At 38.8% G+C, this 12,587-nt stretch carries 12 protein-coding genes, 1 pseudogene and 1 other annotated feature (1 of these 14 running past the window's edge); of the genes and pseudogenes, 11 read left to right on the top strand and 2 right to left on the bottom strand.

Annotated features, from left to right (window positions below):
* The first annotated feature begins 3 nt into the window (after positions 1–3).
* The gene (locus IGK82_RS11620) at positions 4–1,371 is read left to right on the top strand and encodes a PTS ascorbate transporter subunit IIC (RefSeq protein WP_016622105.1); all 1,368 of its coding nucleotides are present in this window, start codon (positions 4–6) and stop codon (positions 1,369–1,371) included.
* A gap of 62 nt (positions 1,372–1,433) precedes the next feature.
* On the opposite strand, the gene IGK82_RS11615 is transcribed toward IGK82_RS11620, so the two are convergent.
* The gene (locus IGK82_RS11615; protein ID WP_002394058.1) at positions 1,434–2,408 is read right to left on the bottom strand and encodes an alpha/beta hydrolase; all 975 of its coding nucleotides are present in this window, start codon (positions 2,406–2,408) and stop codon (positions 1,434–1,436) included.
* A 211-nt stretch (positions 2,409–2,619) separates the two neighbouring features.
* Between IGK82_RS11615 and rbsR the strand changes: the two genes are divergently transcribed.
* The 4 genes from rbsR to rbsU all read left to right on the top strand — a co-directional run bounded on the left by rbsR (position 2,620) and on the right by rbsU (position 5,943).
* Positions 2,620–3,615 carry a ribose utilization transcriptional repressor RbsR gene (gene rbsR / locus IGK82_RS11610; RefSeq protein ID WP_430605111.1) on the top strand — a complete coding sequence of 332 codons (996 nt, stop codon included), beginning with the start codon at positions 2,620–2,622 and terminating at the stop codon, positions 3,613–3,615.
* Between the two features lie 91 nt (positions 3,616–3,706).
* A complete protein-coding gene (rbsK, locus tag IGK82_RS11605; RefSeq protein WP_002394056.1) occupies positions 3,707–4,624 on the top strand; it encodes a ribokinase in 918 nt (305 codons plus the stop codon).
* Between the two features lie 15 nt (positions 4,625–4,639).
* Positions 4,640–5,035, top strand: a complete 396-nt coding sequence (rbsD, locus tag IGK82_RS11600; protein WP_002375705.1) for a D-ribose pyranase — start codon at positions 4,640–4,642, stop codon at positions 5,033–5,035.
* 20 nt (positions 5,036–5,055) lie between these two features.
* Positions 5,056–5,943 carry a ribose/proton symporter RbsU gene (rbsU, locus tag IGK82_RS11595; RefSeq protein WP_002355103.1) on the top strand — a complete coding sequence of 296 codons (888 nt, stop codon included), beginning with the start codon at positions 5,056–5,058 and terminating at the stop codon, positions 5,941–5,943.
* 19 nt (positions 5,944–5,962) lie between these two features.
* On the opposite strand, the gene IGK82_RS11590 is transcribed toward rbsU, so the two are convergent.
* Positions 5,963–6,847: a LysR family transcriptional regulator gene (locus IGK82_RS11590; protein ID WP_002370030.1), complete on the bottom strand. Its 885-nt coding sequence runs from the start codon at positions 6,845–6,847 to the stop codon at positions 5,963–5,965.
* Positions 6,848–6,954: 107 nt separating this feature from the next.
* Here IGK82_RS11590 and IGK82_RS11585 point away from each other — a divergent pair, with 107 nt between their 5' ends.
* The 6 genes and pseudogenes from IGK82_RS11585 (at position 6,955) to tpx (ending at position 12,471) form a co-directional block, all read left to right on the top strand.
* Positions 6,955–7,536 (top strand): DapH/DapD/GlmU-related protein, encoded by a 582-nt coding sequence (locus IGK82_RS11585; RefSeq protein WP_002355105.1) that lies wholly within the window; start codon positions 6,955–6,957, stop codon positions 7,534–7,536.
* Positions 7,536–8,273, top strand: a pseudogene (locus tag IGK82_RS11580) (SDR family oxidoreductase). Before IGK82_RS11585 ends, IGK82_RS11580 begins: the two are co-directional and overlap by 1 nt.
* 181 nt (positions 8,274–8,454) lie before the next feature.
* Complete coding sequence (locus IGK82_RS11575) at positions 8,455–9,768, top strand: NCS2 family permease (protein WP_002355107.1); 1,314 nt, start codon at positions 8,455–8,457, stop codon at positions 9,766–9,768.
* A gap of 159 nt (positions 9,769–9,927) precedes the next feature.
* On the top strand, positions 9,928–11,142 hold the full coding sequence (thiI, locus tag IGK82_RS11570) for a tRNA uracil 4-sulfurtransferase ThiI (protein WP_002359156.1): 1,215 nt from the start codon (positions 9,928–9,930) through the stop codon (positions 11,140–11,142).
* Positions 11,143–11,271: 129 nt separating this feature from the next.
* Positions 11,272–11,919: a redox-sensing transcriptional repressor Rex gene (locus tag IGK82_RS11565; protein ID WP_002365189.1), complete on the top strand. Its 648-nt coding sequence runs from the start codon at positions 11,272–11,274 to the stop codon at positions 11,917–11,919.
* Between the two features lie 63 nt (positions 11,920–11,982).
* Positions 11,983–12,471 carry a thiol peroxidase gene (gene tpx, locus IGK82_RS11560; RefSeq protein ID WP_033624760.1) on the top strand — a complete coding sequence of 163 codons (489 nt, stop codon included), beginning with the start codon at positions 11,983–11,985 and terminating at the stop codon, positions 12,469–12,471.
* Between the two features lie 49 nt (positions 12,472–12,520).
* Positions 12,521–12,587 (top strand) — a binding site (T-box leader) (it continues 173 nt past the right edge of the window).

Raw genomic sequence — 12,587 nt, 5'->3', positions numbered from 1 at the left:
AACATGGAAACTTTATTGAATTTATTTGTTTCAATTGTTAGCCAGCCAGCGATTCTGGTTTCATTAATTGCTTTGTTGGGATTAGTTTTACAGAAAAAGAAATTTTCTGATGTTGTTCAAGGAACGTTGAAAACATTCGTCGGCTTTTTAGTTTTAATTGGTGGCGCAGGGCTATTAGCGAACTCGTTAACGCCCTTTGCGGAGATGTTCCAAACCGCGTTAAATACACAAGGCGTGGTGCCTAGTAATGAAGCAGTTGTAGCGATTGCCTTGCAACAATATGGGACACCAACTGCTCTGATTATGTTGGTGGGCATGGTTGTTAATATTCTGTTGGCGCGTTTTACACGTTTTAAATATATCTTTTTGACAGGTCAAGCGATGATGTACGTTTCGTGTTTGACAGCCGTTATTTTAGTGGGGGCCGGTTTTAGCGTTAGTTTGCCAATGATTCTTTTAGGTGGTTTATTTGAAGGAACTTTATTAACAGTGACACCTGCTCTTTGTCAGCCCTTTATGAAACAAATTACTGGAAATGATAAAGTAGCAATGGGGCATACAGGGAATATTGGTTATGCGGCAAGTGGCTTTATTGGAAAAGTCTTTGGGAATAAAGAAAAGTCAACGGAAGATATTAAAATTCCTAAAAGTTTTGGTTTTTTAAGAGACTCAACCATCTCAATTATGATTTTGATGTCGATTGTCTATGTGATTTTGGCTTTGCTGGCTGGGACAGGCTATGTCGAGCATGAGTTAAGCAATGGCGAAAATGCGATCATCTTTTCATTAATTCAAGCAGGAACCTTTACGGCTGGTTTCGTTGTGGTTTTACAGGGTGTGCGGATGGTTTTAGGAGAAATTGTGCCAGCTTTCCAAGGAATTGCTAAAAAATTAGTGCCTAATTCTAAACCAGCACTTGATGTTCCCATTATCTTTCCTTATGCGCCAAACGCTGTCTTGATTGGGTTCTTTGCGAGCTTTATTGTGGGAACTATTTCAATGTTAGCGATGGTTGGTCTGAATACCACCGTGATTATACCAGGCGTTGTCGGGCACTTTTTCTGTGGTGCCGCGGCAGGCGTTTTTGGAAATTCCACAGGGGGACGTCGGGGAGCGATTTTAGGGGCTGCGTTTAATGGCTTATTAATTAGTTGGTTACCGTTATTCATTTTACCAGTCTTGGGTGATCTACAGTTAGCATCCTCAACGTTTGCGGATACAGATTATTTAATCCCAGGCCTATTTTTAGGTAAATTAGGTGAGGCAGGTCCGAGTCTTTTAGTAGGAGGAATCATTGCTTTTGTAGTGGTTGTTCTTTTGGCTAGCGCTGTTTTGACTATGCGGGAGAAAAAAGTCGCCGAAGAAAACTAAGTGTTTAGTTCTAAAAAGGCAAGTGGGACAGAAGTCGTTTTGACTTCTGTCCCATTTGCCTTTTACCATTGTTCTTGGATAAATTGTGCAATTTGTTTCCGCGCTTGTCGTCCTTCTGGCAAGTACTGTTTCATTGCGAAAACGTGTTGCATGCCAGGCACCAATCGGCAAGTATCTTGTGGTCGTGGCCCTAATTGTTTTAAAAATTGGTGATAGGAAGGGCAAAAAACTTCATGTGTGCCGCCCACGAAAAAAAGTGGCGGAAATTTTTGATAATCAAAGGACAAGCAATTTAAAGAAAGTGTGGCGTGATTGGCCGTGTCGTCAATCTCTTGGGCAATTAATTGTAAATAGTTCATGCCAATCATTTTGTCCTTTTTTTGATAACTTTTGGCAACAGGAATGTCTAAATGTCCATCTAACCAAGGAGAAATTAAAACAGCAGCTTTGGGTAAGCGTTCAGGGAAATCGGTGGCTAAATTCTGCAATACGTTTAAAACCAATGTGCCACCAGCAGAATCACCTAATAAAATAACATCTTCGGGATCATAATGCTGTAAAATTTCTTGATAAGCAGCATAGCAATGATTATAAATATCAGCAAAAGACTTATTTGGTGCTAATGGATATACAGGGATAAAATAATCTGTTGCAAAAGAGAGATCTTCAATTAGTTTATAACTAAAGTCTAATTGGCTATAGGCGAGATTCAATGTAAAGCCCCCACCATGCAGGTACAGTACAGCTTTCTTGGTAGGTGCAATAACGGAGTTTGACATGCGATACATCGTAGGAAATTGAGTCATTTCTTGAAGAGGAAAAAGATGACGTAAATGTTTTGGCAAAGTTACTTGTTCATTTAATGATCGTTGCCAATGATAAAAAGCCTTGGTGACTTTCGGATTTCGTTCAAGGCGAGCAATTTGGGAAAGACGTAAAGAATCTTCAAAAAGACAGGCTTTTAAGGATTTTTGACGAGAACGTGTGTGAAACAAATATGCGCTAGCTAACAACAAACCAATCGATTTCTTTTTCAATTAAGGCCCTCCATTCAGCAAAAAGTAAATCATTTTTTCTACAGTATAACATTTTAAAAGTAGAACAACGAAATTTGTTGAAGGGATGAAAGGACGGTTTAAACGAATGTACGTATTTATTTGTGGTTGCGTAAAGTAAATGATTGTAGTAAATTAAATGAGATTAAGAGGTCCGGTGAATGGGCGCGTTCACGGCAAGGAGAGAAGTAGGATGACAAATAAAAAGGTTACAATTAAAGATGTTGCCAATGACTCAGGTGTCTCCATTACTACCGTTTCACAAATTTTAAACGGGAATGGGGCACGGTTTAGTGGGAAAACGGTCGAAAAAGTATTGGCTGCAAAAGAGCGATTAAACTATCAGCCCGACTATTTTGCGCAACGTATGGTGATGAAAAAAAGTAAGACGATTGGCGTAATCGTACCTGATATTACTAATCCATTTTTCGCGCAATTGATTCGAGGAATTGAAAGTGTTTTATACAAAGAAAATTTTATACTGATGTTATGCAATGCGGACCAAGATGTTACAAGAGAACATGAATATTTAACAGAGTTGATTCGTCGTAGTGTCGATGGCTTTGTGATTGCAAGTTCTGAAATTTCCAATCAAACGATTAATGAAACGCTACGTGCGAAAAAGATTCCGTTTATTGTACTTGACCAAAAAAAAGCAGAAGGCTGTAGCGACGCTGTTTTGACAGACGATTATAGAGGTGGGCAACTAGCAGCAAAGCATTTACAAGAGCAACGACATGAACAAGTCATCGTGGTAATGCCGCCACATGCGCCAGTCAATATTCAGCAACGTTTAAAAGGTTTTTGTTCTGTTTATACGGAAAAGGTCCAGTTAATCGAAACAGAATTATCAAAAACTGGCGGCTACCAAGCTGTCCCCGAAATTTTAAAAACAGAGAGCACCGGAATTTTTGCTATCAATGATGAAATTGCTTTTGGTTTATATCGAGGATTAGCAGAAGCAGGCAAAAAAATTCCTGAGGATTATAGCATTATTGGTTATGACAATGTTGATATGTGCGAGTATGTTTCGCCGCCGCTAACAACAATTGCTCAACCTGTTTTTCAATTGGGGAAAACTACGGCGACTTTATTATTGGAAAGAATCCATCAGCCTGCAAAAGATTGGGAGGAGCAAACCTTGCCTGTCCAACTGATTGAACGATTTTCGACAGCACCCTTGAAATAGCTTTCAAGGTGTGCTATATTTTTGTTGTGGAATTAAAACGTTTTACTAAAACGTTTTAATTAGAATGAAAAAATAAATTTTATTGAGGTGGATGAAAATGAACGCGGTTACAATTATCGGAAGTATCAATTTAGACACAACATTAAGAGTCAAAGAAATGCCAAAACCAGGCGAAACAATTCACGCCATTGAACATTTTACAGCAGGTGGTGGTAAAGGAGCAAACCAAGCAGTTGCAGCGAAACGTTCAGGCGCAGAAACATATTTTATTGGTGCTGTGGGAAATGATGGCGCTGGAGCTATGATGACTGATTTAATGAGTCAAGATGAAATTAATTTAACTGGGGTCACCACTTTAGAAAAAACAGCTACTGGCCAAGCCTTTATTATGGTAGATAACGCTGGTGAAAATAGCATTATGATTTACGCAGGAGCCAATAACGCCTTTACGCCAAAACAAGTCCAGGAACATCAAGAAATTATTGAAAAAAGTGATTTTGTGATTGCCCAATTTGAAAGTGCGATTGATAGTACGATTGCAGCGTTTAAAATTGCTAAAAAAGCAGGCGTCAAAACGATTTTAAATCCCGCACCTGCGTTAGAACAAGTTCCTGAAGAATTACTAAACGTGACAGATATGATTGTACCAAATGAAACAGAAACCGAAATTTTAACAGGCATTAAAATCACAGATGAAGAGAGTATGCGTAAAGCCGCAGAAGCACTTCATCAATTAGGGATTGAAGCAGTAATTATTACAGTAGGTAGTAAAGGCGCCTTTTATGACGTCAATGGACGAAGTGGTATTGTGCCTGCTTTTAAAGTGAAAGCGGTTGATACAACGGCTGCTGGCGATACTTTTATTGGCGCATTAAGTAGTATATTAGAAAAAGATTTTAGCAATTTGGAAGAAGCTATTCGTTATGGAAACAAGGCGTCCTCGTTGACTGTTCAACGTTTTGGAGCCCAACCTTCGATTCCTTATCAACACGAATTGGTAGACAAATAAAAAGGAGCAAGCGACATGAAAAAAACAAAAGTTATTAATTCAGATATTTCCCGCGTCATCGCACAAATGGGTCATTTTGATAAATTAAGTATTGGTGATGCAGGCATGCCAGTGCCTCGGACTACAGAAAAAATTGATTTAGCAGTTACCAATGGCGTCCCTAGTTTTATGGAAGTTTTAAACAATGTCCTTGAGGAATTGGCAGTTCAACGAATTTATTTAGCAGAAGAAATTAAAACAGAAAATCCTGACATGTTGACAGCAATTGAAACTCGTTTACCAGAAACTCCCATCAGTTTTATTCCTCATACAGAAATGAAACAAGAATTAAACAACTGCCATGCATTTATTCGGACGGGGGAAATGACTCCTTACGCAAATATTTTATTAGAAAGTAACGTTGTCTTTTAAACGAGAGAGGGGAAATAGAGATGAATGCGACTGCATTATTAATCGGTTTAGGACCGCTTCTAGGTTGGGGGCTTTTTCCAACAATTGCTTCAAAAATTGGTGGACGTCCGGTGAATCAAATTCTCGGTACCAGTTTAGGAACATTGATTTTTGCCGCTATTTTTTCAATGATTAATGGTTTGGCTTTTCCAGCGGGCATGGATTTATTCTTTTCAATTTTATCTGGTGTCGGTTGGGCCTGTGCGCAAATCATTACGTTTAAATGCTTCACGATGATTGGTTCATCACGTGCCATGCCAGTAACGACCGCGTTCCAACTTTTAGGTGCTTCTCTCTGGGGTGTCTTTTTCTTAGGAAACTGGCCAGGTGCGACAGCCAAATTGTTAGGCGCATTTGCCTTAGTGTTAATCATGATTGGTGCCAAAATGACGGTCTGGTCGGAAACGGAGTCCGCTGAGAGTGCTGGGATTATGAAAAAAGCAGTTCTTCTATTAGCCGTTGGTGAAATCGGCTATTGGGCGTACTCTGCAGCACCCCAAGCAACGGCAATTGATGGCATGCATGCCTTTTTACCACAAGCAATAGGCATGGTAATTGTGGCAGTTATTTACTCAGCAGTTGTCACTATTAAGGGTGGGGAAACATCCCCATTTATAGAAGCTGTTTCTTACAAACAAATTTTTTCAGGCTTTTTCTTCGCCTTTGCAGCGTTAACTTATTTAATTTCAGCGCAGCCAGATATGAACGGCTTGGCAACTGGCTTTATTCTATCCCAAACATCAGTTGTGCTTGCAACGTTGACAGGTATTTGGTTCTTAGGTCAAAAGAAAACAGCCAAGGAAATGACCGTAACGATTATCGGCTTGGTTTTGATTTTGGCTGCAGCTACGATCACAGTGATGATTTAAAAAAGTATTCAACGACCTATTATTCAGGGCGTTGAATACTTTTTTTTATTTGTTCTAAAAATAATGCAGCAGCTGTGGAAAGAACCGTATTTTTGCGCCAAATTAAACTAATTTTGGCTGTTAAAGCAGGATATAGCGGGATAAAACGTAAATTTGTTTGCTTTGTTTCTAGAATACCATCAATGCTTAGGGCGCTACCTAGCCCAGCTTCTACCATCAGTGAAGCGTTGTAAAGTAAGTTGTAGGTCCCAACGATTCGGAACTGATCTAGACTTGCTTCGAGCCAATCAGAGAGTTGGCTCGGAACTTGTGCTTGTCGAGAAATAAATAAAGGTTCTTCTTTTAAATCGGCTGCAGTAATAACATTTTTAGTGGCTAAGGGATGGTCCTTTACAGTGATTAAGCCCCATGTATCTACAACTGGTAATGTTAAATAGCTATATTTTTGTTTAGGTGCAGGCTCAATAATTAAACCAAAATCTAATAATCCTTTGTCTAGCCGTTCTATTACATCATCTGCATTCCCGCTGTATAAATGAAGGTGAATATCAGCTGAGTGCTGGCTTGTTATTTGTTGTAGTGCATTCGCTAAAAAAGACATAGCTTTTGTTTCGCCGCCACCAATCGTGATTTCGCCATTAATGAATTCATTTTGCGACAAGTTGGTGACTGTTTTATTCGCTAAGCTTAAAATATCTTGCCCTTGTTTAGCTAAATATTCTCCTTCAGGTGTTAATTGTATTTGTCGATTTCCGCGTATAAATAATGTCACGCCTAATTCTTCCTCTAATTCTTTTAATTGCTTAGATAATGTTGGTTGTGATACATGCAATTGTTTGGCTGCGCCACTAATCGTTTTTTCTTGGACCACTGCTAAGAAATAGTGAATCACTCGTAATTCCATTACTTTCCCTCCTATAACTAAAACGCATACTTATCTATTTATTATAAGTATTAGACAGAGGAGTTGTCACGTATTACGATAAATTTAGCAAAAGGAGGCGATTAGGAATGCTTACAAAAAATCTCCAAGAACTAATTGCAACAGGTAGCATTGATAAAGATGAACCACTATTTCAACTTATTCATCAGATTCAAGAGGAAAATAGTCGCTATTTAATAGAATTAAATCAACAAGCCTATACACATAATGAAGTAAGGAATCTTCTTGCCACGATTATCCAAGACAAAATTGACGAAACCGTTACGATTTTATTGCCTTTTTATACAGATTTTGGACGCAATATACATTTTGGTAAAAATATTTTTATTAATCGGGCAGCTATGTTTGTTGATTTAGGGGGCATTATAATTGAAGACAATGTTTTAATTGGTCCGCGCGTTAATCTCTTAAGTGTCAATCATCCGGAACTGCCAATGAAACGGCGAGGCGTATTGCTAGCACCAATTACCATTAAAAAATTTGCGTGGTTAGGCGCGGGTGTTACTGTTTTACCAGGTATTACGATTGGTGAAAATGCTATCGTAGCAGCTAATGCGACTGTAACTAAAGATGTGCCAGCTAACGCTATTGTTGCAGGAACACCAGCTAAAATTATTCGTTGGATTCAGGAAGATAAGGAGGAAATATAATGAAATCATTATCAGAAAAAGTTATTGTTATCATGGGCGCTTCCAGTGGAATCGGTGAGGCAACAGCCCGTTTACTTGCCAGAAAAGGAGCGAAGTTAGTCATTGCAGCACGTCGACAAGAACGTTTAATTGCTATAAAAAAAGAACTTCCTGAAGCAACGATTCTCGTGCAACAAGCAGATGTAACGAAAGAAGAGGAAGTTCAGCGTGTAATCAAGCTTACAATGGAAAAATATGGACGAATTGATGTTCTTTTTAACAATGCAGGAGTTATGCCAACGGCGCCTCTTATTGAAGCACCAAAAGGATAATGGCGTCAAATGCTAGATATTAATATTATGGGTGTTTTAAATGGCATTGCGGCAGTTCTTCCAATTATGGTTGAACAAAAATCAGGGCAGATTATTGCTACTGATTCTGTGGCAGGACATGTCGTTTATCCAGATTCGGCTGTCTACTGTGGAACAAAGTTTGCTGTTCGAGCAATTATGGAAGGATTGCGACAAGAACAAAGAGAGAATAACATTAAATCAACGATTATTTCACCAGGTGCTGTACAAACAGAACTTTATCAAACAATTTCTAATCGAGTAGTAGCTGAAACGTTACATCTAGAACAGTTAAGTTGGGTCTTAAAGGCGGAAGACATTGCGCAAGCAGTGGTCTTTGCCATAGACACGCCAGATCGTATGTCAATCAGTGAAATGGTTGTTCGCCCGACCACACAAACGATTTAATTTAAAAAGTATTCCTAGAAAGGAATACTTTTTTTAAATCGTGATTGTTCGTTTTTTACAGAATTTAGAATTTGATATTTACTTATTTGTTGGTTTATTATATGATTAAACACGTTGTTTCATTAATAAATTGAATATTTTACGAACATTGTAAAATATTTAGATTTTAGGAGGACGGAACATGAAAGAAAAAATAAGTTCATATTTTGAACTTGAACAATTGAATACGAATATGAAACGAGAAATGTTAGCTGGTTTCACCACGTTTATCTCAATGGCGTATATTTTGTTCGTTAATCCAACCGTACTTGGTGCTTCTGGCATGGACGAAGGCGCTGTTTTTACTGCCACCGCTTTAGCGAGTGCCTTAGGTTGTATTTTAATGGGTGTGTTGGCGAAATATCCGATTGCGACAGCACCAGCTTTAGGAATTAATGCATTCTTTGCTTATTCAGTCTCTGTTGGTATGGGGATTCCTTGGCAAACGACATTAGCAGGCGTTTTTGTGGCTTCATTGATATTTATTTTAATTACAATTTTTAAATTACGCGAGCTAATTATTGATGCAATTCCTGCAGACTTGAAATTTGCCATTTCAGGTGGGATCGGGTTGTTTATTGCTTTTCTTGGTTTAAGCCAAGGTGGCTTAATTGTGGCTAATGATGCGACACTCGTTGGCTTAGGACCTTTGAATGTTGGTTCAACGTGGGTTACCATTGTCGGCTTAGTCGTAACTGCAATTTTGTTAGTTCGTCGAGTACCGGGTGGTATTTTTATTGGGATGGCAATTTCAACGATTGTTGGTTTAGCGACAGGCGTTATTCCAATGCCTGATAAGATTATTTCAAGCGCGCCAAGTTTAGAACCAACATTTTTAGTGGCGTTAGGACATGTGAAAGATATCAATACGATTCAAATGTGGGTCGTGGTTTTAACGTTCCTATTAGTAACATTCTTTGATACCGCTGGTACGTTGGTGGGCTTAGCCAATCAAGCAGGTTTTATGAAGGACAATAAAATGCCGCGTGTGGGGAAAGCTTTAGCCGCTGATTCAACAGCGATGTTAGCTGGTTCTCTATTAGGGACATCGCCAGTTGGCGCATATGTCGAATCATCTGCGGGGATTGCTGTGGGTGGTCGTTCAGGAATCACAGCTATTACAACCGGGATTTTATTTATTTTCAGTTTGCTATTTTCTCCTTTGTTAGCAGTTGTCACTTCGCAAGTTACAGCACCAGCGTTGATTATTGTTGGTGTTTTGATGGCACAATCCTTAAGCAAAATTAAATGGAACGAGATGGAAATTGCGATTCCTTCCTTCTTAATCTTGTTAGGAATGCCATTGACATACAGCATTTCAGATGGGATTGCCTTAGGCTTTATCTTCTATCCAATTACAATGATTGCGGCAAAACGCGGGAAAGAAGTTTCGCCAATTATGTATGGCTTGTTCTTTGTTTTTGTCGGATTCATGTGGATCCTGAATGCGCAATAAGCAAGAGAGAAAGTTATCAAATAGTTGATTCATAAGACAATGAACTTATGAATCAACTATTTTTTTTCGACTAAGCACTAGAAAAACGCCCCTTATTTGATGTATAATTTGCAAAGACATTGACCTGTGAAGATACAGGAACAGAGAGGAATTAATTGAGTGAAGTATACAGAAATTATGGTTCGCTATGGCGAATTATCAACTAAAGGAAAAAATCGTAAAACGTTTATCATGCAGTTAGCACAAAATGTGAAACGTGCGTTAGCTGATTTTCCAGCATTGAAAATCCATGCAGATCGAGATAGAATGCATATTTTATTAAATGGGGAAGATAGTGAAGAAGTGATTCCGAAACTAAGTAAAGTGTTTGGAATTCAAAATTTTTCGCCAAGTATTCGTATTGAAAAAGAAATGCCAGCGATTCGTGCAATGGTTCAAGAGGTTGTTCGGGAAGTTTATACGCCAGGTAAGACGTTTAAAATTACTGCTAAACGCTCGGATCATTCATTTGAACTTGATTCAAATGGCTTGAATCAAGAATTAGGTGGGGCCGTTATTGAAGCCATTCCGGAAATTCAAGTACAAATGAAAAAGCCTGATATTAACTTAAGAATTGAAATTCGTAAAGATGCGGCGTATTTATCTTATGAAACGATTCGCGGTGCGGGTGGATTGCCAGTGGGCACCAGTGGTCGTGGTATGTTGATGTTGTCAGGAGGCATTGATTCACCAGTTGCTGGTTATTTAGCTATGAAACGTGGCGTGGAAGTGGAAGCTGTCCATTTTGCTAGTCCACCTTATACAAGTGAACAAGCGTTACAAAAGGCTAAAGATTTAGCTGAAAAATTAGTCCCTTATGTAGGAACTATTCAATTTATTGAAGTGCCCTTTACAGAAATTCAAGAAGAAATAAAACGAGTTGTTCCCCAAGGCTACTTAATGACCATTACACGACGTTTAATGTTACGCTTAACAGATGCAATTCGTGAAATGCGGAAAGGTTTAGTCATTATTAACGGTGAATCGTTAGGACAAGTGGCTTCGCAAACACTTCAAAGTATGGTAGCAATTAATGAGGTTACCTCAACACCGATAATTCGACCCGTTGTTTCAATGGATAAGACAGAAATTATCGAAATTGCCGAAAAAATTGACACGTTTGAATTAGCCATCCAACCCTTCGAAGATTGTTGTACAATTTTTGCGCCACCGCAACCGAAAACACGACCTCGCTTGGATAAAGCGCAAGATTATGAAGCGCGCTTAGACTTGGAAGGTTTAATGGCTCGGGCCTTAGAAGGACTCAAAATTACAGAGATTTCAGCAGAAACAGCGAAAGATAAACAAGAAGACGAATTTGCAGATTTCCTATAAGAAATAAATACAGTGACGGTCGCTTAGACGTCACTGTATTTATTTTGTACTTATTTCACAAACAAGTTGCTCGGAGAGGGGAACCGTGATAAACTGAATATGTGAAGTAGGTAACAAGGAGGACAGAGGATGGAGAAAAAAATGCCTAAAGCAACGGCAAAACGTTTGCCGGTTTATTTACGTTATTTAAAAATGTTAGGGGATTCTGGTGTTAAACGCATTAAATCACGAGAGTTTAGTGAAATGATCCAGATTCCTTCTGCAACGATTCGGCGTGATTTTTCCCACGTTGGTGAACTGGGTCGAAGCGGTTATGGTTACGATGTGCCGTATTTAATTGAGGTATTTAGTAATATTTTAAATACGCAAGAAGAAAAAAGAATTGCTCTGATTGGTTGTGGCAATTTAGGCAAGGCATTATTAAAAAATAATTTTAGACGCAACGAGAATTTGAATATTGTCTGTGCTTTTGATAATGATTCAGCTTTAGTTGGCACCACGATTAATGGATTATTAGTTCATGATATGTCTGAGTTAGAAGCATTCGTTCGACAAGAAGGGGTCACGGTAGCCATTTCTACAGTACCAAGTCACCATGCTCAAAAAGCCATCGACAAAATTGTACAAGCGGGTGTGACTGCGATTTTAAATTTTGCGCCAGACCGTGTCAGTGTGCCAGCCAACGTTAGTGTGCAGTATATTGATTTAACAACGGAACTGCAAACACTGATTTATTTTAATGAAACTTTTTCACTAGCAAATAGCCCAAAGCAATAAAATTGTCTTCATAAAAATCCTCTACTATACTTATTATTGAAAGTGGAAAAGGAGGATTTCAGAATGAATGTTACAAGAAAAGGGCACGTATTAGAATTGACAGGTGAACAGCCCGAAGTTGGCACAAAAGCCCCCGTCTTTTCTTTGAAAAATTTAAACAACCAAGAAATCAACTTGGCAGATTATAAAGGTAAAACGGTTTTAATTAGTGTGGTTCCTGATATCGACACACGTGTTTGTTCACTGCAAACGAAACGTTTCAATCAAGAAGCGGCGAAATTAGACGGTGTTCAGATTATCACGATTTCCAATAACACAGTTGAAGAACAAGCAAATTGGTGTGCCGCTGAGGGTGTCGAAATGGAAATGCTTCATGATACTGAAGGCTCATTTGGTGCAGCTTATGGTTTGTATATTCCAGAAATGGGCCGTTTAGCACGTGCTATTTTTGTGATTGACCCAGAAGGAACGTTAGTTTATGAAGAAATCGTCTCAGAAGTTTCGTCGGAACCCGATTATCAACAAGCGTTAGAAGCTGCAAAAAAAGTGTAATCCCTCTAGATTACAAATTGACTTTGCTTGCGCTTCATTGTAGAATGAAGCAAAGACAGCGAACAAGAGGAGTATCATTGGCGTCGTTTTAGAGAAAAAGTCGTTCAGGTGCAAGA

The organism is Enterococcus sp. AZ197 (assembly GCF_050556405.1).
Taxonomy (GTDB): Bacteria; Bacillota; Bacilli; order Lactobacillales; family Enterococcaceae; genus Enterococcus; species Enterococcus faecalis.
Note: the sequence above shows the minus strand (reverse complement) of the source record. Positions and strands in the feature narration are given on the sequence as shown.